Source organism: Aquamicrobium segne, assembly GCF_042656785.1.
GTDB classification, from domain to species: Bacteria; Pseudomonadota; Alphaproteobacteria; order Rhizobiales; family Rhizobiaceae; genus Mesorhizobium; species Mesorhizobium segne.
The window spans coordinates 94,814-121,605 of sequence record NZ_JBHSLL010000010.1 but is presented as its reverse complement, the minus strand read 5'-3'; the positions used below and the strand labels follow the sequence as shown (position 1 = coordinate 121,605).

Below are 26,792 nucleotides of genomic sequence, written 5' to 3'. Positions count from 1 at the left end.
CGCTTCACTCCTCAAGAGCTGCCGCAGGCGCGGCAAGCTGCAATGCATAATCTACTGCCTCAACAAGGCTGGTGGCGTCGGCCAGCCCTTTACCGGCAATGTCGAAAGCCGTTCCATGATCAACAGATGTGCGGATGATCGGCAGGCCAAGGGTGACATTGACGCCGTTCAGCGCTGTCCAGCGCCCGGTTTCAGGATCAACCGTAAAGCCCAGCAGCTTGACGGGAATGTGACCCTGATCATGATACATGGCAACAACGGCATCATAATCGCCACCGCGCAGCTTGACGAAAACCGTATCGCCGGGCACCGGCCCAAACAGTTTTTCACCACGCGCCACATAATTGCGCACCAAAGGTTCGGTCACATCAATATCGTGGCGGCCAAAAATGCCGCCTTCACCCGCATGGGGGTTAAGGGCAGCCACAGCAATGCGCGGGGCTGAAATTCCCATTTTGCGAAGCGTGGCGAGCGTCAAGTCAATGACATGCGAAATGCGCTCAGCCGTTGCGCGCTTTGGCACATCTTCCAACGCGCAATGGGTGGACACATGGGTAACGCGAAAATCACCATGCGCCAGCATCATGACGCTGCCCTTTACACCGGTCAGATCAGCCAGCAATTCGGTGTGGCCCGCATAATCATGCCCGGCCAGATGCAGCGCTTCCTTATTGAGCGGGGCGGTAACGATCCCGGCTATTTTTTTAGCCAGGGCAAGGCGCGTGGCAATGGCGACCGCCTGATAGGCCTGTTCGCCGCCTTCAGGTGAAATCTGGCCCCAGGAAATTTTCTTTTCAGGCGCAGGCGTCGGCAGAATCGCCGCGCCCTCAAGACCTTCAAGCTCATTTTCGCCAATCACCGGCGGAACGGGCAAAGACAGGACGGAGGCTGCCTGTTGCAGCGCCTCGGGATTACCGACCGCAACCAGTGCAAATTCTCCTTCAGCCATGCGCCCCTTCAGGCTTTCGATTGCCTTGAGGGTAATCTCCGGTCCGATGCCGGCCGGGTCGCCGATGGTTATGGCAAGTACGGGACGTTTCACCAGAGCCTCACTTGATAATGGAAATTTTGGAACGGTCGATCGTCAGGAAAACAGCGGCGATCAAAACCAGCCCCTTCAAGATATTCTGCAGATAGGGATCAACGCCGGTCATGTTCATGCCGTTGGACAGGATGGCAATGATCAGCACACCCAAAACCGTGCCGCGAATGCGCCCGATACCGCCGGTGAGCGGCGTGCCACCCACAACCACGGCTGCAATCACATCCAGTTCCAGACCTTGCGCCAATTGTGCGGTGGCAGCCATGGTGCGTGAAGCCTGCAACAGCCCGGCAAGGCCGCACAGCGTGCCGCACAGCACAAATACGCCAAGTTTGATCCTGTTGACCCGGATGCCGGAAAGCAGGGCAACTTTTTCACCGCCGCCCACTGCACGCACTTCACGGCCAAAGACCGTGTGATTGAAGATAATGGCGGCAATAATTGTGGCCACCACGGCAATCAGCACCGTATTGGGGATGCCCATGGTGCGGCCGGTATACAGGAGCAGAAAATCCCGGTCGGCAATCGAAACCGGGGCGCCCTTGGTATAAAGCAGCACCAGACCCCGGAAAATCACCATTGTGCCAAGCGTCACGATAAAGGACGGGATCTTGCCGTAGGAAAACAGCAAGCCATTGACCAGCCCGCAAAGCAGACCAACACCAATGGCGGGGAAAATGGCCCACACGCCCATATCGCCAGCCAGCGCCGCTGCCGCCAAAGCTGACAGTGCCACGATGGAGCCAACCGACAGATCAATCGAACCATTGACGACAACAAAGGTCATGGCGACCGCTGCAACCAGCAAAACGACACTTTGCTGGAGAATGATCAGCAGATTGCTGACGCTCAAAAAGCGTTCGGAGGTCAGTGCAAAGCCAAGGCAAAGCACAACCAGCAGCCCGATGGGAAACCATTGTCTGAAACGTGTCAGAAGAGGCTGGGCCACCTCCGGCTTGCGGCTCACATCATCCATTTGACTACCTCTTCTTCATTTGGATGCGCGTTACGATCAAAGGATTGTGAAAGCTGACCATTGCGGGTGACGATCACACGATCTGACAGACCCAGCAGTTCATGCAGGTCTTCGCTGACCATGAGAACCGCCAGCCCTTCATTGGCCAACTTGCGAATAACCCGGTAAATTTCTGCCTTGGCACCAATATCGACCCCGCGTGTGGGGTTGTTGAGCAGCAAAATGCCGGGCGCGGTGGCCAGACATTTGCCGAGAACGACTTTTTGCATATTGCCGCCCGACAATGAGCTGACAGGCGCTTCCGGCCCGGCTGTCTTGATGCCAAGCAGGCGGATCTGCTCATTGCTAAGCTCGGTCATGCGGGCATGATCAACCATGCCTGCCGCACGGCTGGGGCGCTCCGCCAGCGTGATGTTTTCAAGAACGGAAAATTCCGTAATGACGCCTTCGCCGGTGCGGTCGCCGGGCAAATGGGCAACTTTGGACGCCCATGCGGCCCGCGGACTGGCAGGCCGGTAAATCTCGCCATCGAGACGTATTTCACCTGCATCAATTTTCTCAACACCGGCCAGAACCTCTAGAATGGCTTCACCGCCAGAGCCTTTCAGCCCGCCAATGCCGACAATTTCGCCGCTGCCAAGCACAAGATCGACTGGACCAACGCCTGAAGACGAGACTACGCCCTTCATTTCGATACGTGTCTTGCGGGCTGCGTCTTCAGCCTTGGGCGGGAACAGGCCACCGACCATTTCGCGCCCGACCATCAATTCAGCCAGATGATCAGATGTCATCTGTTCTGTGGGCCAACTACCCACCAACGCCCCGTCCTTGAGTACGATCAGGCGATCGGAAATGCCAAAAACCTCGTGCATGTGATGCGACACAAAAGCAATGCCGATGCCCTGGGATTTCAACTCACGGATGACATTCATCAACCGCGCCGATTCGCGCCGGTTGAGAAAGGCCGTGCTTTCGTCAAAAAAGATAAAACGCGGATTGGTCGCCAAGGCGCGGGCAACCTCAATGGTCTTGACCTGCCCCAGATCAAGTTTTTCAATCTCGTCGTCCACCTTGAAATCTGCGCCGATGCGATCAAGTACGCTTTGAGCTTCGCGTTGCAGGCGCGGCCAGTCGATCAGGCCGAAACGCCGGTAATCGCGCAACCGACCCAGCATGATGTTTTCAGCAATGGACAGGCAATAATTGACGTTCAATTCCTGAAAGACCAGCGCAACACCGGCCTTTTCAGCCTCGCGCTGATTTTGTGGCGCGTAGGGCTTGCCATCCAGCGTCGCCTGCCCGCTTGTGCGCCGGATGACAGAAGCCATCACCTTGAGCAGGGTGGACTTTCCAGCGCCATTTTCCCCGACCAGCGCAACCACCTCGCCGGAATGAAAATCCGCCGAGACGCCGCGCAGCGCATGGGAAGCGCCAAAGGACATGCTGATCTCGTGAGCAGAAAGCACGGGGTAAATACCTCGCAATCATTCATGAAAAGGCGGAAGGCTTTCTAGCCTTCCGCCACAAGGCAAAATCAGTCGCTGTACTTCATCTCGAAAACAGCGGTCTGAGCTTCCGGATTATAAGCACGCGAATGCGCCTTGAAGTCATAGACCGGCACGCCGCCGGGGAAATCGGCGCGGAACTTGGCGACGCGATCCTGGGTCAAAGGCAAAAGCCCCAGCTTCACATTGGCCTTGTCTGCGGGAACCTCATGACCCTTCAAATGATCATACATCATGACCAGCGCAAAGCCGCCCTGCAGCCAGTGGCCACCAATATCAAAGAGCAATTCGCCATTTTCCACGGCGTCAACATTTTCAGGGTTCAGGTCCATGCCGACGACGATGACATCTTCACCCGGCTTCTTGCCAGCGCTGGTGATGGCGGCAATCACGCCGGTGGCGGTGCCACCATTGGCAGCCCACACGCCCTGCACATTGGGATTGCCCTGCCAGAGGCTTTCAAACACGGTCTGCGATGTATCACGCACGAAATTGCCGTCAACTTCGCCGACGACAACCACATCAGGATGTGCATCCAGCGCATCCTGCAACCCGGCGCGGCGGTCGATTGCAACCGAAGTGCCAGCCGTGCCATTGACGACAGCTATGTATTTCTTGCCATCTTCGGCAGGCTCAAGCTTGGCAAAAAGGGCTTCGCCCATCTGCTTGCCGGCATCGCGGTCGGACGGGCCGACAAATGCCAGATAATTCGGAAACAGGGCGTCTTGCGGATCAAAATCAGCATAGCTGTCCGTGAGGATGACCGGAATATCGGCCTGCTTGGCCAGCGTCAGGCCAGGCGTGGCAGTTGCCCAGTAAGGCGTGTAGATGATGCCATCAACACCTTGCGCCACCAGATCTTCCAGACCCTTGATCATCTGGTCGGGCTTGTTATCGGCATTGAGCACAACAAGATTGACGCCCAGCTCATCCGCGCCCTTCTTCATGAAGTCGGCATAGGAATTCCAGAACTGCGCATCCAGCGTGGGAACGATGACGCCGATATTGGGATTTTCCGCCCATGCTGCGCCAGCGGCCACAAGACTTACAGCGCCCACAAGAGCACCCTTGAGATATTTCCACATGATTGGGTATTCCTCCATAATTGCCGGTGTGCGGTTTGATTTTGCCACCTTGTCGATTTTCTGGCACATTATGGAATGAATTGGAAGTTAATTTATTTTTTGCGGAATTTTATGAAGCATATTGCAATGTTTTGGTGTTTCAGGAAGATTGTGCGGCAACGGGAGTATCCACAATGCTGCCAGCATTAAGGCGCGCGCGCATCATCGAATTGTTACGTCGCGACGGCGCGGCGGGGCTGAAAGAAATGTCTGAGGCGGTCGGCGTCTCCGTCTCGACGCTGCGGCGCGATGTCGATTATCTGTGCGAACAGGGGCATCTGGAGCGCACACATGGGGGCGCCGTCCTCAATGAGGGTCGGCGCGGTATCGAGCTTGATCGCGAAATTGCTTCAGAGCTCGAAAGTGACGCCAAATCCGCTATCGGCAGCCGTGCCGCCGCACTGATCCAGCCCGGCCAGACTGTCTTTCTGGACAGTGGCACCACCACATCTGCCGCAGCGCGCGCCGCCCGTCAGCGCAATATCCGTTTTACGGCCGTGACAAATGATTTCACAATTGCAGGCATTCTTTCCGACAGCCCCATCATTCAGGTGCTGGTTGCCAGCGGCACGGTGCGCCCCGGCACCAGCACATTGCTGGGGGCCGATACGGTGCAATATATACGCCGCCTGCGCACCGATCTTGCCCTGGTTGGCACCCATGCGCTTTCCGAAGAGGAAATGTCTGACACATCGCTTGAACTGGGCGAATTGAAGCGCACCATCATTTCCGCATCTGACCGCCCGGTGCTTCTGGCTGACAGTTCCAAGATTTTTGACCGGGCTTTTTACAGTTTCGGTCAGGTCAGCGACGTTCATCACCTGATTACCGACACCCGGCTTGCCGCAGAAAAACAAGCCATTTTAGGGCGCAACGGAATGCAGGTCGATATTGCGCCAGACATGAGGGAGCCTGCATGACATTGCGCCTGATTGCCGATGATATGACCGGCGCACTTGATGCTGCAGCCCCCTTCGCCAGCACACAAACCCCGGTAAGGGTGTTGTTATCCTTGAAACAACCGGGAAATTATCCAGCCGCTTTCAGCACAGAAAGCCGCGACCTGCCCGAAGAAGAAGCCCGCAAGCGGGTGGCGGCAGCCTTTCAGGAATTGCAGGCCGGAAGTGACGAAAACACGCTCTGGTTCAAGAAAGTAGACAGCGTGTTGCGCGGCAACAGCCTTGTCGAAACGCTTGAAATGGCGCAGGCCGGTCAATTCAGCCATTGCCTGTTTGCACCTGCCTTTCCCGAAATGGGCCGGATAACGCGCGCCGGACAACAATTCATCCGCAGCGCATCGGGAGAATGGGTTGTTGCGCCTGCGGGAAATCTGCATAAGGCCTTTGCGGCATTGATCCCCGCAATAGCCCCCGGTCTCGACATCACCATTCCCGACAGCGAAACGCCTGAACAATTGCAGGCCGCAGCCCTTGGCCAGCGCGGCCAGCCCCATATGTTATGGGCAGGCAGCCGCGGATTGGCGCAAGCTCTTTGTCCTGCCACCCCATTTTTGAAAGTCCCCCGCATCGGCCTGTTCATTTTAGGGACAAGCCACCCGGCCACACGCGCACAAGTGCAGGCACTGGCCGGATTGACCATGCCAGCGCCAAAGGAAGGCGCATTTACGCCAGATGGGCAAGCCCCCCTGCTTCTTGATCCGGTGCCCTATAGCCGGGATGGAAAGGAAACGCGCTCATATATCGAACGCGCGCTTGAGCGCCTGTCCCCACCACGAGATGACAGCGCCATTTTCATTACGGGCGGTGACAGCTTGACCACCGTGCTTGCCGCCCTTCATGCCGAAGCGCTTGATTGTCTGGGCGAAATCGGGCCGGGCCTGCCGCTTTCACGCCTTGTCGGCGGGCGTCTGTCGGGAACGGTGATCGTCACCAAATCCGGAGGGTTTGGCGCACCCGATCTGTTGCGCACATTTTGTTCAGGCGCATGAGCTAGCCGCATTTATGCGACGCCAGATGATGCCATCTGGCTGCAAAATGCTCAGCCAGCAGTCCAGCCTCCATCGACCATCAAGGCCGTTCCCGTAATCATTGCCGAGGCGTCCGAGGCAAGAAATGTCACCGGCCCCATAATGTCTTCAAGCTCACCAATACGGCCGAGCTTGATTTTTTCCTCGATCCACCGGACCCGCTCCGGATTGGAAAATGTCTGCTCGGCAAGCGGGGTTCTGATAAAAGTCGGACAGATGGTATTTACCCGGATGCCATAGCCGCCCCATTCGATCGCCATGGATTTCGTAAACCCTTCAACCGCATGTTTCGTGGCGCTATAGACGGCCCGGTCAATGCCACCAACATGGGCCATCTGGGAAGAGATATTGATCAACGATCCAGGCTTCCCGGCCTCGATCAGACGCCGGGCAACACTGCGCGTCAGAAAATAGGCGCCGCGCAGATTGATCGACGCCACAGCATCAAAATCTGCAAATGTCGTCTCCAGCGCGGGCCCATGCCGGGCAAGCCCGGCGCTATTGACCAGAATGTCAAAGGCAGGAAGTGATGAAAGCCTTGCCTCCATCGCCTCCACATCCCCGACATCAAGAGCAAGGGCGGAAGCTTCAAGCCCCAGTTCCTTCAGCGTCGCAACCGTCAGTTCAAGCCTGTCAATGGAGCGTGCGGCAAGCACCACCTGCGCACCGGCTTGTGCAAGCGCCACGGCGGCAGCCTGACCGATCCCGGAAGATGCACCAACAACAAGTGCAGTACGGCCATCCAGACGAAAAGATGGGGTGCGGGGCAATTTCAGGGTCATTACCTGTATTCCTTAGAGCTGACGCCAGGTCATTTTTATTTTCATGGAAGAATGGATAAAATAATCTAGGCTCTTGTTTAGCCGCATTGATGCGGCACGGATGATTCTATCCGGCTGTAAAATGCTATAGGGAGGCAACAATTGCCAGAAGGACAACGCAATTATTCTGGCAAGACAGACGATGACAATCGACCATCCATCTGTCGCTTCATGGGCGTCGATCTTTTCCTGGGGCCTGATGTTTTGCTGCCGCGCCGCGAAACCGAATTGCTTGGCTACCGTGCGGTTGACATTTTGGGGTCGATGCAACACAGCCCGCTTGTTGTCGATATGTGCTGCGGTTCAGGCAATCTGGCAGCAGGCATTGCCCATCACTGCCCGACAGCCAGAATATGGGCCGCCGACCTGACCGACAGCACGGTTGCCCTTGCTCAAAAAAACATTCAGCATCATGCAATGGCAGACCGGGTTCTGGTCCGGCAAGGCGATTTGTTTGAAGCCATTGCAGCCGACGATCTGGCCGGGAAACTCGATATGGTAGTGTGCAACCCGCCTTATATTTCCTCCTCACGTCTTGCCAATGAAAGCGCCCATCTTCTAAAAAACGAGCCTCATGAGGCTTTTGACGGCGGCCCTTACGGGATTTCCATTCTGCAGCGGCTGGTCAGGGAGGCTGTCGATTATCTGAAACCAGATGGCTGGCTCCTGTTTGAACTGGGTGCGGGACAGGAGCGGCTGGTCACATCCTTGCTGGCCCGCACAAAATCTTATGACCCGCCTTCCTTTGAAGGAACCGGCACAACATCACAAACAGCCGTCACCCGGCGCAATGGAGTTGCAACGACTTCAGGAGCAGATGTTTGAGCCAGGTTCGTATTGTTGAAGCGGGCGACATTGCAGCTATCGCCGCCATGTTCCAGCAGGTGTTGCGCAATCAGGCAGGCCCGCCGCCTGCTTCTCTGGTTGATTATTTGCGCCACCTGTTTCTCGACGCCCCCTTTTGCGGCGGCGGCGCGCATTCACTCGTTTATCTGAATGACGAGGGAAAAATTTCCGGCTTCATTGGCGTCCATATGCTGCCAATGACCTTCCATGGGCGCAAGCTGCAAGCTGCGGTCTGCGGAACGCTGATGTCAAAAGACCGGGACCGCGATCCTCTGGCAGGCGCAAGGCTGCTGAAAGCCTTTTTTGACGGACCACAGGATCTGTCCTTCAGCGAGAGCGCCAATGATATTTCCACACGCTTGTGGACCCGTTTGCGGGGTGCCACTTTGGCATCCTACAGTCTGGACTGGATCCGCGTGATCCGCCCGGCTGGCTTTACGCTTGAGGCTGCGGGCAAAAAAATCAAACTTGCAAGACTGTTCAGCCCTCTGGCTGGCGGGTTTGATGCTTTATGGCGCAAACGTCTGGATCCTGGCCAGCTTTCCTGGCCTGCGCTGGCGCCCGGGGGCACCGGGCAAAAGGCAGGAACGGTGCGGGACATTTCCGAAACCGAATTTATCAAATTACTCGATCCGCTCACCAGCCACATTCCGCTCCGGCCGGATTGGGCACAATGTCATCTCGACTGGATTTTGATGGATGCACACGAAAAACCCAATCTGGGTGAGTTGATTTTCTGTGCCGTTTTGTCACCAAACGGCCGCCCGATCGGCGCCTTTGCCTATTATGCCAAACCAGGTGCGATCGGCTCGGTTTTGCAGATTATCGCCCTGCCCGGCCAGGCGGGCGTGGTGATTGACGGCCTGATTGACGATGCCGCAAAGCGCGGTCTGGTCGGTTTGCGGGGGCGGGTTCAGCCAAATTTGCTGGATGCGATGCTGGGGCGGCGCATTGCTTTTGTGCACGCAACCTCAACTGTTGTTCATTCCCGTGATGCCGAACTGCTGAAGGCCATGACGGATCAGCAAGCCTTCTTGAACGGCATTGCCGGTGAACAATGGTGCCGATTGATTGAAGGGCGCTTCAACTGACTTCCTCAACTGGCGCCACAAGCTGGGGTCCAAGATGCAGATAGCGCGTGGCCCGGCGTTTGGCAGCAATATCTTGCCAGACGCGCTCCACCTGCGCCACGCTTAATCCGGCCGCCTGCCCGATCCTGTCAGCGGAAATGCCATGATTAAGGCCATAAAGGCACAGATCCATACGATCATAGGGTAGAGAAAAATAAAACTCTTCCTGTGTTTGCGGCAGTGAATAGGTGTCGGTGGTCGGTGGCCGGCTTGTGATGTCTTCGGGGATGCCAAGCGCCTTGGCAAGCGCATAAACCTGCGTCTTGTAAAGATGGGCTATCGGCTTGACGTCAGCCGCGCCATCACCATTCTTGACGAAGAACCCCTGATCATATTCGAGCCGGTTAGGCGTGCCGACAACGGCAAAATTGAGCCGGTCGGCATGGTAATATTCAAGCTGCTTGCGGGTGCGCTGTTTCATATTGGTGGCAGCCACAATGCCCAGATAGGTGGCGGCGGGCATACGCAGTCTTTGTTGATTGCCTTGCGGGTCCTGAACGACAAGCGACGAGATATTAAAGCTGTCCCCCTCCAGCGCATTGACAATGACGATCTTGGAAGCCCAGCCAGGCCCATAATCGGGCACCAGTTCTCGAATAAGAGCATCGCGGCGCTCATAGCAGCCCATGGCGCGCAAACCGGGGCCAATATCCTCCACCACCGCCTCAACGCCAAAAGTCTCGGCGACAAGACGGCCAAGCCGCAGGCTTTCAGGGTCTGAATCATCTTCAGGCATGAAAATGCCCAGCACATTCTGGCGGCCAACGGCGCGCACCGCCAGACCCAGAGACACGCTTGAATCAATACCGCCGGAAAGGCCAAGCACAAGGCCGCGCTTGCGCATGGTGCGTAATTGTCCACGCAGGCTTGCTGCAGTGCGCTCAATTTCTGCTTCTGCATCCAGCGCCAGCAGATCATCTGTATTTTGCAAAGTCATGCTTTTGCCTCCGCCAGTTCAGCCGCCAGCCGACGACTGACCTTGCCCGTATCCGTCTTTGGCAGTTCCAGACAAAATTCAATGGATTTGGGCACCATGAAATCCTCCAGATGGCGCGCGCAGTGCCGGATGACTTCTTTTTCGCTTAAAGCGGGGTCACTGCGCACGACAAAAGCAGAAATAGCCTGCCCCAGCACAGGGTCGGGCAAGCCCACGACAACGGCCTCGGCAATGGCTTCATGGGCGTGAAGCACAGCCTCCACTTCCTTGGGCGCCACTTTTTCACCGCGTGTCTTGATGATGTCGTCCTTGCGGCCGACAAAATATAAAAAGCCCTCTTCGTCAGCCCGAAACAGATCACCCGTATAGAGCACTCTTTCCGCCGGATTGAGCTTTGAGACCGGGTCGGGCCGCAAGACACGCCGTGTCTCGGTATCGTTGCGCCAATAGCCCTGCATAACATGCGGGCCGCGGATGATCAGTTCACCAACCTCACCGGGGCGGGCGCGATTGCCGTCATCATCGATGACAAAGGCTTCCGTGTTGGGAATGGCGATGCCGACCGAATCGGGACGAACGCCCAGTTGCTCCGGCGGCAGATAGGTACAGCGTTTGCATTCCGTCAGCCCATACATGGAATAAAGCTGAACACCCGGCAACAAGGCCTGCAAGCGCTCAATATGGCTGACTGGCAAGGCCGCAGCCGTATTGGTGACATAACGCAATGTGTGCAAGAAACCGGGCTGAAGATCGCGCATCTGCATGATCATGGCGGCCATGGTCGGCACCAGCGGCAAGCCGGTCACACGCTCTTTGCGGACACGCTCAAAAATTGCCTGCGGAAAGGCGAATGATTTTTCCAACACCAAGGTAGCGCCAAGCCGCACCGACATCAGCAACTGGTAAAGCCCATAGTCAAAAGCCAGTGGCAACACGTTGAGGATGATGTCGTCTGGCGTGTTTTCCAGATAGGTGGTGATGGAGGCGGCCGCAGCATCGCAATTGCGATGTGTCATCATCACACCCTTGGGCCGCCCGGTGGAGCCGGATGTATAGATCAGCATGGCAAGGTCAATATCAATGCCGCCATGCTCTATCTTGCGCGCTTCACTCATCAGGCATTGCGCCAGAGAAACAGCTTGCGGCGGGCACTGGCCATCCGGCCTTTGTGTGGAGGCGACAAAGATGTCGCTTTGCTCACCCAATGCCTCTGTCACCACCGGCATCAGCCTTGCCAGTGTCAAAATGGCGGCAGGCTCGCAGTCTGCCACGATGAAAGCCAGCTTGTCGGCCTTGGTTGAGGCGTTGATCGGGCTGAAGACGGCTCCTGCCTTGAGGATGGCAAAAATCGAAACCACCGCTTCCCAGCAATTGTCCATGAAGACCAGAACGCGGTCATTGCGCTGAACGCCATTGTCGGCAAGTGTGGCGGCAAGGCGATCAGACAAATCGTTGAGCTGCGCATAGGTAAAGCGCTGATCAGCCATAACCAGCGCTGTCTTGTCTGCCTGCCGTTCAGCATTGCTGATCAGGAATTGTTCAATACGCAAGTGTCTTCCCCTGCCCCTTTACCATTGGCTTTTGCTTCTGGCGGCAAAATGCTTCAGGAAGCCAGCGTTTTTACCTTTGACTGAACGAAGGCCGAGATACTGGCGATCGAATCCAGATTGGCAGGCACGATATCGGCATCGCCAACAGTAATCTTAAACTGTTCCTCGATAAAGCCGACCAGTTCCAGAACAGCAGTGGAGTCGATAATTCCGTTGTCGATCAGCGAGGCATCATCTGCCGGAACACTGGCTGCATCGCCGAATAAAAATGTTTCGGCAATAAAGTTACGAACTGCGGTGCTGATGGTCTCACTCATATACTCTTTCCCTCAGTCATGCTTTCTGGCATTTTTTCAATCATCTGGTCTTGCCCGGCCCTGGTCTTGCCCGGCAAAGGCTTGATGCCAAAGCTGGGTCGATAAAATCCCGACAAAGGCGGCATTATCGCGAAAACCGGTCGTTGCGCCAGCCTGACATTTCTGCTGGAGCTTTGCCACCGCAGACGCATTGAACAGACCGCTGGCGGCAATGCTTTTTTCTCCCAGAGCCTCTTTTACATAGTCCAGATTGCCCGACCCGGTAAAAGCCTGACTGTCCGGCGCCCGATATGGCTGCTTGGGCCTGTCCAATATGGCAGGCGGCACCAGATCCTGCGCCATTTTGCGGATAATGTGCTTTTCGCTCAAGCCTTTCAGCTTCATCTCCGGGGGCAGGCGCGATGCAAATTCAATGATGCGCGGATCAAGGAAAGGAAAGCGCGCATCAATCCCCTGAGCCGTCGTCATGCGCTCGCCCTGACAGGGTAGAATATAACCCGGCAATAAAAACCGGGTTTCCAGATATTGCGCCTGATGCAGGGGATGCCATGCGCCAAATTCCTCCGGCAGGCGCCCTGCCAGATCATCAGTTGCATCATAGCCTTTCAATTGCGCACGCAACTGGCCTGAATAAAACAGTTTTGCGCCAGATGTCGTCTTGAAGCGGGGCCGGTGTGAAAAAAGCGGGTCGTCCAGTTGCCCTTCACCGACATGAAAGAAGGCCGACAGAAACTCAACCGATTGCTGCTGCAGATTGGGCAGATAGGGGTAGAGCTTGAAAAACAAATGCGGCCGGATACGTGATGTCGGCTGGCGGGCGCAAAAGCGACGCAAACGCGCTTCTTTGAACAGATCATAACCGGCAAAAATCTCATCAGCACCTTCACCGGTCAGCACGACCTTCATGCCGGTCTCATAAACGAAACCAGCCAGACTATGAAGCGGGGCCGGAGCGGTGCGGATAATGGGCTGCTCTGTACAGCGGATCACTTCAGGAAAGACGCGGGCAATGTCACCCTTACCGCATAAAAGGCTGCGATGCTCGCTGTTAAGAGCTTCGACCATGAGGCGCTGATAGGCGCTTTCATCATGTTCGGCACTGTCAAAATTGACCGAAAATGTTTTCAATTTTCCGGCTGTCTTATCGGCCACAAGCGCTGAAACCAGCGAGGAATCAAGCCCGCCGGACAGGTAGGCCCCGATTTCTGTATCACCACGCATCCGCAGCCTGACTGCATCGGTCAGCAAAGCGTGCAATTCCTCAACCGCCTCAGCCTCGGACCTGACAGGTTGCGGATGATCAATCGGGGGAAAGCTGAATTGCCAATAAGGTCTGATGGTTGTTTTACCCGGCTCGGCAATCATGACACTGGCTGGTTCCAGCTCATGAATATCGACAAAACTGGTACGCGGCGCGATGGGGGCCCACAGCGTAAAAATCTGGTCAAGCGCAAACGGGTCGAGACGCGCCTCCACGCCGGGCACCTGCAAAAGCGCCTTCACCTGTGAGGCAAAATAAAGCACACCGCCCCTTGTCGTATAAAAAAGCGGGCGCGCGCCTATCCGGTCGCGGGCAAACACCATGCGGCGGCGAGGCTCATCCCATAAGGCAAATGAAAAATCGCCATTGAGAAGCGGCAGGCAGGCTTCACCCATATGCGCATAAAGTTGCAAAACAAGTTCAGCATCATTTGTGGTGGCAAAACGCTGCCCACGGGCGCGCAGATTATCGCGCAATTCGTCTGCATTAAATATCCGGCCATGAAGGGCAATCGTCATCTGCCCGGCCTCAAAGGTCATAAGCCCGGGATGATCATCTTGGCCAGTAACGCAAGAAAGCCCTGCCGACCCTGAGATAAAACGGGTCTGCACTCCCGGCCCGCGCTGCGTGATCGCACCTGTCATGTGGGCAAGCAGGCTCTCGCCTTCTGCTACCGATCCAGAATAACCGGTAAATCCGCTCACTTGCGCTCCCTCTCCCTTAGAGCATTTCTTGTTTCCACGTAAAAACAGATAAAATGCTCTAAGATCTTGTTTTCGTAACATGCGCAGGATCGACTCCAAATCCGAATATAAAGTTATCGATCCAGACAGATTTTACGCATGGTAAATGGAGTGATTACATTGGAGCATTTTGCAGTCGGATGAAATTATCTGACATTGCATAAATACGGCTAAAACAAGAGCTTAGGGATTTTTTCAGAGGCGCTTACGAAAGCTGTTTCCTGTCCAGTTCTTGACGCAGTGTCATCAGATAACCGGGCAGGTCGGCAACCGATTCCAGAACGACATCGGCCAGTGGTGATAGGGAAGCCCGCGTTCCGGTACCCGACAGCACCCCGATGGCCAGTCCGCAGCCACCGGCGCGCGCCATGTCGAGATCATGGCGATTGTCCCCGATCATAGCAATTTCAGCCGGTTTCAATCCGGTCAGGTCGCAAAAAGCACGCACCGTGTCGGGCGCCGGCTTGGCATTGGCCACCGCATCATAGCCATAGGCGGCCTCAAAAAGCTGGGCAATGCCAAGAGCCGCAAGCGTTTTTTCACAGCCAAGCGTGGAATCATTGGTTGCCACACCCAACCGGAATCGCTGCGTATGCAGGCGGTTGAGCGCATCAATGATCCCCGGAAGCGCAACGGCAAAGACCGCCCCCTTGTCGGCAGTCATCTGGTTGAACTCTTCCAGCGTTTCAAGCTGTTCCGCACGGGAAAGCTCGGGAAACCACAATTCAATAATATCAAGATTGGTACCGGCGGCAAAAATGGAATCGGCCATGAAGCTGCGCGTGACCGGGTCCAGCCCTCCGGCTATCAGCATCGTGTCAGCCTTGTCCTGATTGCCTTTTGCGGCCTCCAGCGCCATCTCTTCCGCCACTTGCGCCCAGGTGGCATGAAAGTCGATAAGCGTGCCATCCTTGTCAAACAGGATCCCTTTGATTGCGGTCAATCCTGACTCTCCTTCAACTTTTGAACATGTTCCACCAGACCGGCTGTGGAAGCATCCCGGCCATCGGCATTTTGCTTGCCTTCCACGACAGGCAGCAGGCTGGTGGCCAGTTCCTTGCCAAGCTCAACCCCCCACTGGTCGAAGGAATTGATATTGTAAAGGACACCTTCAACAAAAACACGATGTTCATAAAGAGCAATCAGCCGCCCAAGTGTTTCAGGGTCCAGTTGTTTGTAGAGAATAGTCAGCGAAGGCCGGTTTCCGGAAAAGACGCGATGCGGGGTGATTTTATCCACTTTTTCCACCTCCATGCCTTTGGTCAGCATCTGTGTGCGCGCCTCTTCCAATGTGCGCCCTCTCATCAAGGCTTCAGATTGCGCCAGACAATTGGCAAGCAAAAGATCATGCTGATGGCGCAGTTCCGGCTCCTGCCCATTGGCCGCAACCAGAAACTCAACCGGAATGATGTCGGTGCCCTGATGCAGAAGCTGGAAAAAAGCGTGCTGGCCATTGGTGCCCGGCTCGCCCCACACCAGCGGGCCCGTAGGTGTGACGGCCTGTTTGCCATCAAGCATCACGCTTTTGCCGTTTGATTCCATATCCAGTTGCTGAAGATAGGCAGGCAGGCGCGACAGACGCTGGTCATAGGGAATGACGGCACGGGCCGGGTAGGCACAGATCACCCGGTGCCACCAGCCGACCAGACCCAGCACAACCGGCAGATTGGCCGGCAAGGCTGCGTTGCAAAAATGCCTATCCATTTTATGCGCGCCAGCCAGCAATTGGTGAAAGCGCTGCGGACCGATAGCCATCATCACCGGCAGGCCAATGGCGCCCCATACCGAATAGCGCCCCCCCACCCAGTCCCAGAAGCCAAAGACACGGTCTTTTTCAATGCCGAAGGCGGCCACCAGATCAAGCGCAGTGGAAACGGCAGCAAAATGCTGTGCAACGGCCTGTGTGCCCAGCGCCTTTTCAATCCAGATTTTTGCGGTCTGCGCATTGGTCATTGTCTCGACCGTAGTGAAGGTTTTTGACGCGACGATGACCAGCGTGGTTTCCGGCTTCAGCCCTTTGAGCGTATCGTGAATATGGGCACTGTCGATATTGGAAACATAATGGGCGCGCGGCCCGTCATGCCATGGGGCCATGGCCAATGTCGCCATGGCCGGGCCAAGGTCGGACCCGCCAATGCCGATATTGACAATGTCGGTAATCGGCTTGCCGGTTGCGCCCTGTATCCGGCCGTTGCGAACAGCATCGGCAAAGGCGCTCATTGCGCTTAACACCGAGGTGACATCCGCACCAATATTCTGCCCGTCAAGAACCGGGCCATCGGAACGCGGATTGCGCAAGGCCGTGTGCAAAACGGCGCGATCTTCGGTGATGTTGATATGGGCGCCGGCAAACATGGCGTTGCGCCGCGCCTCCACACCCGCCGCAGCCGCCAGCCTGAACAAAAATTCCATGATGGTGGCATCAACCGCGCATTTCGACCAGTCGAGCAGCATATCGTCCATGGTGACGGAAAATTGGGCAAAACGCTGCGGATCAGCGCCAAAGGCGGCACGAATATCAACCTTGCCGGTTGTGTGGTGTTGTCGCAGTTCGGCAAGGATTTGAGTAAAAGCAGAACGGTCCACGGCAATCTCCGATGAGGCGCTCAAAGACTGTAGGGCGTTCTGCGCACTGGTGAAACCTTTCTTTCGCAGAAGCAACAGCCAGAGCATCGCCTAAAGCGTATCGCAATTTTTCAGATTCATGCGACCCGCTTTAAGTCTTTGTTTTTACGTATGTCTTTATCCCGAAACTGGTTCCCAGTTCGGGAGACAGGCTTTAACTATGTATAGCAGAGCCCAAAAATTTGATTGGCTTAATTGTTTGTGCCAAGAACCAGTCTTACTGCCGGTAAAAGGCGGGTGAAGGGAGAAAAACAATGTCCCGGCGAAATGATGCGGCAATCTGGTCGAGCCTGTTTCATATCTCGGCAGATTCGGGTCAAACCCTTCAGGCACAGATCAGACAGGCCATTGTTGCAGCCATTCTAGACCGGCAGATTGCTGCCTCCATGCCTCTGCCTTCATGCCGTGTGCTGGCTGAAAAGCTTGGCGTGGCACGTGGCACGGTGGTTCTGGCTTTTCAACAACTTGTCGAGCAGGGATTTTTGATTGCCCGCGAGCGGCGCGGCCATTTCGTCAATCCGGATATGCTGGCGACACCAGAAAGACCACACAAGGCGCGCAAACAGATACACAAGATCGACTGGAAAGCCCGTCGCCGCATCAAGGCCTCCGAGATGCCTGCCGCCAACAGGCATGAGAACTGGATGAATTCATCCTATCCTTTTGTTTACAGCGAGTTTGATCCGGCCCTGTTTCCCACTGCCGAATGGCGCGAATGCAACCGCATGGCGCTGGCGGTGCTGGAAATCCGCAACTGGGCTGCCGACATGGTAGACCAGGACGACCCCCTGCTTATTGAGCAGATTCAGGCGCGCCTGCTGCCGCGACGCGGTATTTTTGCCAGCCCGGATGAAATCATCGTCACGCTCGGAGCACAAAATGCGCTCTACATGCTTGCCGCTCTTTTAATGGGCAAGGGCACAAAAATTGCAATGGAAGAACCGGGCTATCCCGATGCGCGCGCCATTTTCCAGCTTTCAGGAGCACACACAGTGCCCGTACCGGTCGATCGCAGCGGGCTTGTGACTGACGCCATTCCCTCCGATGCCGGTTTCATCTTTGTCACCCCCAGCCATCATTGTCCGACCATGGTGCCGCTGTCACAGGAGCGGCGGCAGGATTTGCTGGCCCGGGCCGAGCGTGACGACCAGATCATCATTGAAGATGGCTATGACAATCAGCTTCTGGATGACGCCCCCCAACAGGCGCTCAAAAGTAGCGACCAATCCGGCCGTGTCATCCATGTCGGGTCGCTGTCAAAGACGCTGGCGCCGGGTTTGCGCCTTGGCTATATCGTGGCTTCTGCCGAACTGATTGCCGAATTGCGGGCGCTTCGTCGTTTCATGCTGCGCCACCCGCCTGCCAATAATCAGCGTGCTGTCGCGCTGTTTTTATCGCTTGGCCATCATGAAGCGCTGGTGCGGCGTTTGTCAGATGCGCTTGAGGAACGACGCGCCCGCCTGCGGCAGGCATTGGCAGCATATTTGCCGCACTGGCGCCTGCAGCATCCGGGAGCCGGAACCTCACTCTGGCTGGAAACGCCAGATGGGGTCAATGCGCGGGAACTGGCGGCAAAAGCGGCCAGCCGCAGCGTCATCATCGAACCCGGAGATCGCTATTTCGGCTTTGATGAAAAACCATCACGCTTTGTGCGGCTGGGCATTTCTTCCATTGCCTTGCAGCATATTGAACCAGGCATTCGGCAACTGGCGGATATTGCGGCCTGAACCTGTCCAAAAAGTCTGCAACTTTTCTAAAGCGTGTCACAGTCTTTCAGATTCACGAGACTCGCTTTAAGCCTTTGTTTTTACGCATAATCTTATCCAAAAAGTCTGCAACTTTTTTAAGATTATGCTTTAATCGACCAGGGCAGGGTTTCGCCGCCACGAAACACCACAATATCCTCGCCGCCAATAGGCACAGCAGCAACAGCAATGCCGGGCTTTTTCACCAGAGTAACGGTTGATTTATTTGGCTCCATCCCGTGAAAGCGCGCGCCGTTTAATGAGGCGAAAGCCTCGAAATGATGGAGTGCATCCTCTTCATCAAACACCTGCACATAGGTCTGCAAGGCGGTGACGCCGCCAAAGACGCCCGCCGAACAACAGTCCGCCTGCTTGGCCGAGCGCATATGCGGGGCGCTGTCAGTGCCGATCATGAAACAGCTTTCACCCGAAGTCACCGCCTTGCGTAAGGCTTGGCGATGGCTTTCACGCTTGGCCACCGGCAGGCAATAAAGATGCGGACGCAAGCCCCCCTGAAAAAGGGAGGTGCGGTTGATGACCAGATGATGCGGGGTGATGGTGGCCGCCATACGCGGCGCATGAGCGCGCACAAGATCAACCGTGCCGGACGTGGTTGCGTGCTCGACCACGATTTTTAGGCCCTGATGCTGCTTGAGCAGCGGCAGCAAGGTGGTTTCCATGAACACATCTTCGCGGTCGAAAATATCAACATCCGGGTCGGTGGATTCACCATGGATCAGCACCGGCATGCCGATTTTTTCCATCCGCTCCAGAACGGGAGTGATTTTGGCCAGATCAGTCACGCCATGGCTGGAATTGGTGGTCGCACCGGCAGGGTAGAGCTTGGCGGCAATCCAGATGCGCTCGGCAAAACCGCGCTCGATTTCATCGGGATCGGTCAGGTCGGTGAGGTAACAGGTCATCAGCGGCTCAAAACCTGAACCTTCCGGGCGAGCGGCAAGAATGCGGCTGCGATAGGCGCTGGCGTCAGCCACGCTTGCCACCGGAGGTGTCAGATTGGGCATGATGATACCGCGGGCAAATTGTGCTGCCGTATAGGGCAGCACGGCGCGCAACATATCGCCATCGCGCAAATGGACATGCCAGTCATCGGGGCGCGCTATGGTGATCGAAAGCGCAGCATCTGCCTGCTGATTGTCACTGGCTTCAAAAAGCGCGTCGATGGTCATGGCAAATTCTCCTCGCCCGTAATTTTGCAAAGCCGGATAGATATGAGGTGTCCTATACATGGCCCTGGTGAAATTGTCGCCGCTCAATGATTTGGACCCAAGGCCTGAACCAGCCAGCACCCTGCTGAAATTTCCTCCCCGCACCCCTCATTGCCAGTATCCTGTTCGTATTCTGTGCAACAGCCCATTGACAAAGCCTCCATGCCACAGGCAGGCTGCATGAAAGGCAACAATGAGACTGGCCGATCTTGCTCTTTTTCAGACCCCCCCGTCATCGCCCGGCCGTTGAAGCCCGCTTGTTGATCCCTCACAACCTCAATAGACTAAAAAACACGCCCGTAACCATGCGCAGGCACGGCCGGGAGCACGCTTTTAAAAGGGAGTAATCGTCATGCAGCATAAAACCTGTCTGCTTCTTGCCACCACCGTGCTTGCCTCGGCAGTCGCCTTTGCCGCAAGCGCGCAGGAGCGCGTCGTCAATGTCTATAACTGGTCCGATTATATTGATGATTCAATCATTGAGGACTTCACCAGCAAAACCGGCATCAAGGTCGTTTACGACGTCTATGATTCCAACGAGATTTTGGAAACCAAGCTGCTGGCCGGGGGCAGCGGCTATGATGTGGTGGTGCCCACAGGCTCCTTCCTTGCCCGCCAGATCGAGGCTGGCGTCTATCAGAAGCTCGACAAGTCGAAACTGCCAAACCTGAAAAACATGTGGGATGAGGTCAGCGAGCGCATGGCCGTTTTCGATCCCGGCAATGAATATTCGATCAATTACATGTGGGGAACGGTCGGCATTGGCTACAATGTCGGCAAGATCAAGGAAGTGCTGGGCGTCGATGAAATCGATAGCTGGGCAGCCGTTTTTGATGCTGAAAATGCTGCCAAGCTCAAGGATTGCGGCATCAATTTCCTCGATTCCCCCTCTGACATGTTCCCGGTGGTTCTGGCCTATCTGGGCCTCAACCCGGACAGCCATGAGGCGGAAGATATCGCCAAGGCGGTGGAAACCCTGGAAAGTGTTCGCCCTTATGTGCGCAAATTCCATTCCTCCGAATTCATCAATGGGCTGGCCAATGGTGATATCTGCATTGCGGTGGGCTGGTCAGGCGACGTGTTCCAGGCACGCGACCGTGCCGAGGAAGCCGACAATGGCGTTGAGCTTGATTATGTAATTCCGGTGGAAGGCACCCAGATGTGGTTCGACCAGATGGCGATCCCTGCCGATGCCCCGCACCCGGAAGAGGCGCATGAATTCCTCAATTATATCATGGAGCCGGAAGTCATCGCCAAATCGTCGAACTATGTCTATTACGCCAATGGCAACAAGGCTTCGCAGGAATTCCTCAATGAGGATGTGCATGATGATCCGGCCGTCTATCCGCCCGAAGACGTGATGGAAAAGCTGTTCGTCAACACAGCCCTTGACCCTAAAACCCAGCGCCTGTTCACCCGCTCCTGGACCAAGGTGGTAACCGGACAGTAAAGAAAAATACCAGGCCCCGGCCTTGTGCCGGGGCCTGACGCCATCATGATCCGTTATCGCGCGGGAAAAAGCAGAGCATGAAGTCACTGGGCAGCATCCGCAGGCAGTTCTCACCGTGGAACGATCCACAGGCGAAGCCCTATATCAGGTTTGAAAACATCACCAAGCAGTTCGGCGAATTCATTGCCGTCGACAATTTGTCACTGTCGATTTTCGAGCGTGAGTTCTTTGCCCTGCTTGGGGCTTCCGGCTGTGGCAAGTCCACTTTGCTGCGCATGCTGGCCGGTTTTGAAGTGCCGACTTCGGGGCGTATTCTGCTTGACGGGCAGGATTTGCATGGCATCCCGCCCTATCGCCGCCCGGTTAACATGATGTTCCAGTCTTATGCGCTGTTTCCGCATATGAGCGTGGAAAAAAATATTGCCTTCGGTCTGAAACAGGAAGGCATGCCCAAGGCGGAAATCGACAAGCGCGTGGCCGAGATGCTCAAGCTGGTCAAGCTGGAGCGCTTTGCCACGCGCAAGCCGCATCAGCTTTCAGGCGGGCAACGCCAGCGTGTGGCGCTGGCACGCTCGCTGGCCAAGCGCCCGAAAGTGCTTCTTTTAGATGAGCCGCTTGGCGCACTCGACAAGAAATTGCGCGAGGAAACCCAGTTTGAGCTGATGGATCTGCAAGAGGAACTGGGGCTGACTTTCGTGGTCGTGACCCATGATCAGGAAGAGGCCATGACCATGGCCGACCGCATCGCCATCATGGACAAGGGTGAGGTGATACAGGTGGCGACACCCACCGAAATTTACGAAACCCCCAATTCCCGCTTCGTGGCCGATTTTGTCGGCAACATCAATCTGTTTGAGGGCCGCATTACCGGACACAGTGACAATGTGGTCCACATTGCCACCAATGGCGGGGGCGCACAAATTACGGTGGAAAATGCGGGCGCAATCACCGGCAATGATGAGGTGGCTTTTGCCATCCGGCCTGAAAAAATCAGGATTTCATCCACCAGGCCACAGGATGCGGTCAATGCGCTGGAAGGCGAGGTTTTTGACATTGCCTATCTTGGCGATATGACCGTCTATTATGTGAAGCTTGATGACGGCCAGATCATCCGCGCGTCCATACTCAATGCAGCGCGTGTGATCGATGATCCGCTGACCTGGGGCGATCGCGCCTGGATTTCTTTCCGACCCGATGCTGGCGTGGTGCTGACAAGATAGGGAGGCCGTCATGACAAACATTTCCGCTTCCACGCTTGCTCCTGCTCAAAAAAGCTTGGGCAGACGCCTGATTTCCGGTTTTACCGGACGGTTGCTCATTCTGGTTCCCTATGCCTGGCTGCTGTTCTTCTTTCTCATTCCCTTCATCATCGTCTTCAAGATTTCGCTGTCGCATACTGCGATTGCCATGCCGCCCTATATGCCGACCCTTGATTTCAGCGAAGGGCTGGCCGGACTATGGGAGGCTTTGAAAGAGCTCAGCTTTGAAAATTATGGCTGGCTGACACAAGACCCGCTTTATTTCAACGCCTATGTTTCCAGCGTGGTGATTGCCGGGATTTCGACCATGCTGACGCTGCTGGTCGGCTACCCCATCGCCTATGGCATGGCCCGCGCCCCCGCCAGCTTGCGCCCCACCTTGCTGATGCTGGTCATCCTGCCATTCTGGACCTCGTTCCTGATCCGTGTTTACGCCTGGATCGGCATCCTCAAACCGGAAGGCCTGCTCAATCAGCTTTTGATGGGCATTGGCGTCATTTCCTCACCGCTGATCATCATCAACACCTATACGGCAATCTTTATCGGCATCGTCTATTCCTACCTGCCTTTCATGGTGTTGCCGCTTTATTCCTCGCTGGAAAAAATGGACAATTCGCTGATCGAGGCTGCTCAGGATCTGGGTTGTCCACCGATCAGCGCCTTCTGGAAAATCACGTTCCCCTTGTCAGTGCCCGGCGTTATTGCCGGTTGCCTGCTGGTTTTCATTCCCGCAGTCGGTGAATTTGTCATTCCCGACCTGCTTGGCGGTTCGCAGACATTGATGATCGGGCGCACATTGTGGAATGAATTCTTCTCCAATCGCGACTGGCCGGTGGCCTCGGCGGCAGCCATTATCCTGCTTCTGGTGCTGGTCATTCCGATTGTCTTTTTCCAGAATGCGCAAGCGCGCGCACAGGAACAGGGTCGCTGACATGAACGCTTCCTGGAGCCGCTTTAACATCGCCTCAATCGTGCTGGGCTTTGCCTTTCTCTATCTGCCGATCGTGCTTCTGGTGATTTTTTCCTTCAACGCATCACGGCTGGTCACCGTATGGGGCGGGTTTTCCACGCAATGGTATGGGGCGCTGTTTCGCAATCAGGGCCTGATGGATGCTGCATGGGTGACAATCCGCGTGGCGCTGGTTTCGGCTTCGGTCGCCACAGTGCTCGGCACCATGGCGGCCCTGGTGCTGACACGCTACACCCGCTTTCGGGGACGGGTGCTGTTTACCGGCATGGTGTTTGCGCCACTGGTCATGCCCGAAGTCATCACCGGCCTGTCGCTGTTGCTGTTATTCGTCGCCATTGGCCTTGATCGCGGTTTTTTGACCGTCACCCTTGCCCATATCACCTTCTCCATGTGTTTTGTGGCGGTGGTGGTGCAATCGCGGCTGATTTCCTTTGACCGCTCTTTGGAAGAAGCAGCCATGGATCTGGGCGCACCGCCGGTCAAAACCTTTTTTCAGATTACATTGCCGGTCATTGCGCCTGCCATTATTTCAGGCTGGATGCTGGCGTTTACCCTGTCGCTGGATGATCTGGTCATTGCCAGCTTTGCTTCAGGGCCGGGTGCCACAACATTGCCGATGAAGATTTACAGCCAGGTGCGGCTTGGCGTGACACCTGAAATCAACGCCGCCTGCACCATCCTGATCGCCATTGTGACAGTTGGCGTGATTGCCGCCTCGCTCGTCAACAAGAGCCGCGAAGTGCAGCGCCGCCGTGATGAGCAGGCAGCACTGCGCATGGCCTGATTGTTATTGTTTTTGGCTCCATTTTGCAGCCAGATGCTTACATCTGGCTGCAAAACACTTTAGAGCGCGGCCTTCAGCCCTGTGGCAGGGTCGCACCCGATAATTGTGCATAGATGCGCGCCAGCGATGCATCATCCTGCTTGCCCATACCAGCCCCCGATGCTGCCAGATACATCTGCAAAGCTGCCGCAGCCAAGGGCACAGGATAGCATTCCGAACGCGCCATATCCTGAATAATGCCCAGATCCTTGACAAAAATATCAACCGCACTCAGCGGCTGATAATCACCTGCCAACACATGTGGCATCCGATTTTCAAACATCCATGAATTGCCCGCCGAGGCGGTAATAACTTCATACACCTTGGCAAGATCAAGATTCTGCTTTGCTGCAAAGGTCATGGCCTCACAGGCCGCGGCAATATGCACCCCGGCAAGAAGCTGGTTGATCATTTTAAAGGCAGATCCGGTGCCGGGCGCATCCCCAAGCTCATAAAGCTTGGCCGCAACAGCATTAAGGGCCGGCCGGGCCTTGTCAAAAGCCACAGCGCTGCCGGAGGCAAGCACCGTCAGTTCACCTTGCGCTGCCCGCGCCGCACCACCGCTGATCGGGGCGTCGAGATAATGACACCCGCTGGCTTCCAGCCGCGCACCCAATTGACGGGCGATATCGGGAGACATGGTGGCGCAGGAGATGAACACGGCGCCAGGGCGCAGTGTGGATGCACAGCCCTCGTCGCCGAACAGAATTGTTTCCGTCTGGGCGGCATTGACCACAACAGAAAACACAATATCGCAGCCTCTGGCGGCTTCAGCCGGGCTGGCGGCCGTGCGCCCGCCAATGGCGGTCAGCCTGTCCACCGATTGGGCTGAAACATCATATCCGACAACGTCAAAACCGGCCCGGACAAGAGAAGCGGCCATGCCGCCTCCCATCGATCCAAGCCCGATCACCCCCACAACGCCCTTATGGTCCTGTGTGGACTGCCTGCCTGCGCTCATCATGCGCTCCATCATTGTGAACTGCCATGGCCGATTCGCGTTGCGCCCTCCGCGAATGCTTTGGCAGCCGGATCAGGAAAGGATTTTTTACGGCGCTCTCCTCTTGGCATCCGCATAGCCGGTTTGCGCCCTGCTGCCAAGTTGCACCCTTATTAAATTTCATGATTACGCATTCATAAACAACATTATTTATGAAGCTGACAGGAGAAAATTTTTTGATAGTAGAGTGCTGAGGATAATAATTCGATGTTTGATCAATGAGTTACCTAATCAATTTACTAAAATTCCATAAAAAGCTGCGGTTGACGCTCCTGTAAAATTATGATTACGTATTCTTATCGGCGCAAATTCCGCCGTTTGGGAGGCTTGGGAAGGGGCTGACACAGACCGCTTTCCCGGCGAGGCCACGTTTGAAGGAGGCGTGGGCGCGCATGAATGTAACCAGCATGGATGTAGCCAGGGTAGCGAAGGTTTCGCAGGCAACCGTCTCGCGTGTTCTCAATGACAATCCCAATGTCAGTGAGGAAAAGCGGGCAGCGGTTCTGGCCGCAATGGAGGCGGTCGGCTACCGGCCCAACGTCCTTGCGCAGGGCTTGCGCATGCGCAAAACCGCAACCATTGGCGTGGTCGTGGCTGGCATCACCAATCCATTTTATCCCGAGGCGCTGGAAGCGGTTGGCAAGCAATTGGAGCGGGCCGGCCAGCGCATGGTGCTGTGGGATTCAGATCGTGGCGGCGAAGAGGCAGCCCTTGATGCCGTGCAGCAGGGGCTGGTCGACGGCGTTATCTTCACCTCCGTTTCAGAAGGGTCCGGCACGCTTGACGAGGCGTTAAGACTCAAGGCGCCGATCGTGCTGCTCAATCGCGGCAGCATCAATGCGTCCTGCGATCAGGTCACCAGCAATAATTTTGAAGGTGCAGCAGAAGCAGCACGCTATCTGTACCAGATTGGCCATCGCCGCATCGGTCTTTTGGGCGGTCCGCTGGCCGCGCGCACTGCGCGAGATCGCATGGATGGATTTTTGCACGGCCTGCGTGAACTGGGCCAGCCAGTCCCCGACGAACTGATATGCGATGCGCTTTTTACTCATGAGGGCGGGCGCATGGGTGTTCAGGAATTGCTTGATCTGGATGATCCGCCCACCGCTGTTTTTTGTGTGAATGATTTTTCCGCTTTTGGCGCTGTCGATGGCGCGCGCGAAGCGGGCCTTGATGTGCCTTTGCAGCTTTCCGTCGTCGGTTATGACGATGTCGCAATGGCTGCCTGGCGCAGCTATCAACTGACCACCGTCAGCCAGCAACTCGATGCAATGTCCGGGCGAGCGGTGGAGCTTTTATTGCGTCGTGTGGGTCGCCATGAAGCCCCTGTCAGACACGACCATTTTTCTGGCGCATTGGTGATCCGAAATACGACAGCGCCACCCGCCAGCCAAGCCTGACCAGAATAAACAGAACCGGCCAAACAGCCAGATTGAATGACCAACCGATAAT

General features: G+C 55.9%; 23 protein-coding genes. 10 read left to right on the top strand and 13 right to left on the bottom strand.

Going from position 1 to position 26,792, the window contains the following annotated elements; all coding sequences use genetic code 11:
* Positions 1-4: 4 nt before the first annotated feature.
* The 4 genes from pdxA to ACFPLB_RS02520 form a co-directional block, all read right to left on the bottom strand.
* The gene (gene pdxA / locus ACFPLB_RS02535; protein ID WP_378227689.1) at positions 5-1,042 is read right to left on the bottom strand and encodes a 4-hydroxythreonine-4-phosphate dehydrogenase PdxA; all 1,038 of its coding nucleotides are present in this window, start codon (positions 1,040-1,042) and stop codon (positions 5-7) included.
* A gap of 7 nt (positions 1,043-1,049) precedes the next feature.
* Positions 1,050-2,018 (bottom strand): ABC transporter permease, encoded by a 969-nt coding sequence (locus tag ACFPLB_RS02530; protein WP_378227688.1) that lies wholly within the window; start codon positions 2,016-2,018, stop codon positions 1,050-1,052.
* Complete coding sequence (locus ACFPLB_RS02525) at positions 2,006-3,460, bottom strand: sugar ABC transporter ATP-binding protein (RefSeq protein WP_378227687.1); 1,455 nt, start codon at positions 3,458-3,460, stop codon at positions 2,006-2,008. Before ACFPLB_RS02525 ends, ACFPLB_RS02530 begins: the two co-directional genes overlap by 13 nt.
* Positions 3,461-3,552: 92 nt before the next feature.
* Positions 3,553-4,608: an ABC transporter substrate-binding protein gene (locus tag ACFPLB_RS02520; RefSeq protein WP_378227686.1), complete on the bottom strand. Its 1,056-nt coding sequence runs from the start codon at positions 4,606-4,608 to the stop codon at positions 3,553-3,555.
* A 173-nt stretch (positions 4,609-4,781) separates the two neighbouring features.
* Here ACFPLB_RS02520 and ACFPLB_RS02515 point away from each other — a divergent pair, with 173 nt between their 5' ends.
* Both ACFPLB_RS02515 and ACFPLB_RS02510 read left to right on the top strand, forming a co-directional pair.
* On the top strand, positions 4,782-5,567 hold the full coding sequence (locus ACFPLB_RS02515) for a DeoR/GlpR family DNA-binding transcription regulator (RefSeq protein WP_378227685.1): 786 nt from the start codon (positions 4,782-4,784) through the stop codon (positions 5,565-5,567).
* On the top strand, positions 5,564-6,595 hold the full coding sequence (locus ACFPLB_RS02510) for a four-carbon acid sugar kinase family protein (RefSeq protein ID WP_378227684.1): 1,032 nt from the start codon (positions 5,564-5,566) through the stop codon (positions 6,593-6,595). The genes ACFPLB_RS02515 and ACFPLB_RS02510 overlap by 4 nt, the downstream gene beginning before the upstream one ends.
* Positions 6,596-6,645: 50 nt before the next feature.
* On the opposite strand, the gene ACFPLB_RS02505 is transcribed toward ACFPLB_RS02510, so the two are convergent.
* The gene (locus ACFPLB_RS02505) at positions 6,646-7,416 is read right to left on the bottom strand and encodes an SDR family NAD(P)-dependent oxidoreductase (protein ID WP_378227683.1); all 771 of its coding nucleotides are present in this window, start codon (positions 7,414-7,416) and stop codon (positions 6,646-6,648) included.
* Positions 7,417-7,557: 141 nt separating this feature from the next.
* On the opposite strand from ACFPLB_RS02505, the gene ACFPLB_RS02500 reads away from it, so the two are divergent.
* Positions 7,558-8,280: a N5-glutamine methyltransferase family protein gene (locus tag ACFPLB_RS02500; RefSeq protein ID WP_378227682.1), complete on the top strand. Its 723-nt coding sequence runs from the start codon at positions 7,558-7,560 to the stop codon at positions 8,278-8,280.
* Complete coding sequence (locus ACFPLB_RS02495) at positions 8,277-9,392, top strand: hypothetical protein (protein ID WP_378227681.1); 1,116 nt, start codon at positions 8,277-8,279, stop codon at positions 9,390-9,392. Before ACFPLB_RS02500 ends, ACFPLB_RS02495 begins: the two co-directional genes overlap by 4 nt.
* Here the strand turns inward: ACFPLB_RS02495 and nadE are convergent.
* The 6 genes from nadE to pgi form a co-directional block, all read right to left on the bottom strand.
* On the bottom strand, positions 9,385-10,368 hold the full coding sequence (nadE, locus tag ACFPLB_RS02490; RefSeq protein ID WP_378227680.1) for an NAD(+) synthase: 984 nt from the start codon (positions 10,366-10,368) through the stop codon (positions 9,385-9,387). The genes ACFPLB_RS02495 and nadE overlap by 8 nt on opposite strands.
* Entirely contained in the window at positions 10,365-11,918 is a 1,554-nt protein-coding gene (locus ACFPLB_RS02485; protein ID WP_378227678.1) for a class I adenylate-forming enzyme family protein, read from the bottom strand. Before ACFPLB_RS02485 ends, nadE begins: the two co-directional genes overlap by 4 nt.
* Before the next feature lie 53 nt (positions 11,919-11,971).
* Positions 11,972-12,235: an acyl carrier protein gene (locus ACFPLB_RS02480; RefSeq protein WP_378227677.1), complete on the bottom strand. Its 264-nt coding sequence runs from the start codon at positions 12,233-12,235 to the stop codon at positions 11,972-11,974.
* Between the two features lie 36 nt (positions 12,236-12,271).
* A complete protein-coding gene (asnB, locus tag ACFPLB_RS02475; protein ID WP_378227676.1) occupies positions 12,272-14,200 on the bottom strand; it encodes an asparagine synthase (glutamine-hydrolyzing) in 1,929 nt (642 codons plus the stop codon).
* Positions 14,201-14,444: 244 nt separating this feature from the next.
* Positions 14,445-15,182: an HAD family hydrolase gene (locus ACFPLB_RS02470; protein ID WP_378227675.1), complete on the bottom strand. Its 738-nt coding sequence runs from the start codon at positions 15,180-15,182 to the stop codon at positions 14,445-14,447.
* Positions 15,179-16,831, bottom strand: a complete 1,653-nt coding sequence (pgi, locus tag ACFPLB_RS02465) for a glucose-6-phosphate isomerase (RefSeq protein ID WP_378227714.1) — start codon at positions 16,829-16,831, stop codon at positions 15,179-15,181. Before pgi ends, ACFPLB_RS02470 begins: the two co-directional genes overlap by 4 nt.
* A gap of 287 nt (positions 16,832-17,118) precedes the next feature.
* On the opposite strand from pgi, the gene pdxR reads away from it, so the two are divergent.
* Positions 17,119-18,591 (top strand): MocR-like pyridoxine biosynthesis transcription factor PdxR, encoded by a 1,473-nt coding sequence (gene pdxR / locus ACFPLB_RS02460; protein WP_378227674.1) that lies wholly within the window; start codon positions 17,119-17,121, stop codon positions 18,589-18,591.
* A 122-nt stretch (positions 18,592-18,713) separates the two neighbouring features.
* On the opposite strand, the gene pyrC is transcribed toward pdxR, so the two are convergent.
* A complete protein-coding gene (gene pyrC / locus ACFPLB_RS02455; RefSeq protein WP_378227673.1) occupies positions 18,714-19,799 on the bottom strand; it encodes a dihydroorotase in 1,086 nt (361 codons plus the stop codon).
* Between the two features lie 391 nt (positions 19,800-20,190).
* On the opposite strand from pyrC, the gene ACFPLB_RS02450 reads away from it, so the two are divergent.
* The 4 genes from ACFPLB_RS02450 to ACFPLB_RS02435 all read left to right on the top strand — a co-directional run bounded on the left by ACFPLB_RS02450 (position 20,191) and on the right by ACFPLB_RS02435 (position 24,301).
* Complete coding sequence (locus tag ACFPLB_RS02450) at positions 20,191-21,288, top strand: polyamine ABC transporter substrate-binding protein (protein ID WP_378227672.1); 1,098 nt, start codon at positions 20,191-20,193, stop codon at positions 21,286-21,288.
* 77 nt (positions 21,289-21,365) lie between these two features.
* The gene (locus ACFPLB_RS02445) at positions 21,366-22,508 is read left to right on the top strand and encodes an ABC transporter ATP-binding protein (protein WP_378227671.1); all 1,143 of its coding nucleotides are present in this window, start codon (positions 21,366-21,368) and stop codon (positions 22,506-22,508) included.
* Positions 22,509-22,518: 10 nt separating this feature from the next.
* Positions 22,519-23,478, top strand: coding sequence for an ABC transporter permease subunit (locus ACFPLB_RS02440; protein ID WP_378227670.1), 960 nt, complete (start codon positions 22,519-22,521; stop codon positions 23,476-23,478).
* Position 23,479: 1 nt separating this feature from the next.
* Complete coding sequence (locus ACFPLB_RS02435) at positions 23,480-24,301, top strand: ABC transporter permease subunit (protein WP_378227669.1); 822 nt, start codon at positions 23,480-23,482, stop codon at positions 24,299-24,301.
* A 73-nt stretch (positions 24,302-24,374) separates the two neighbouring features.
* Here ACFPLB_RS02435 and ltnD read toward each other — a convergent pair whose 3' ends face one another.
* A complete protein-coding gene (ltnD, locus tag ACFPLB_RS02430; RefSeq protein ID WP_378227668.1) occupies positions 24,375-25,301 on the bottom strand; it encodes an L-threonate dehydrogenase in 927 nt (308 codons plus the stop codon).
* Positions 25,302-25,732: 431 nt separating this feature from the next.
* On the opposite strand from ltnD, the gene ACFPLB_RS02425 reads away from it, so the two are divergent.
* Positions 25,733-26,740 (top strand): LacI family DNA-binding transcriptional regulator, encoded by a 1,008-nt coding sequence (locus ACFPLB_RS02425; RefSeq protein ID WP_378227667.1) that lies wholly within the window; start codon positions 25,733-25,735, stop codon positions 26,738-26,740.
* Positions 26,741-26,792 lie beyond the last annotated feature (52 nt).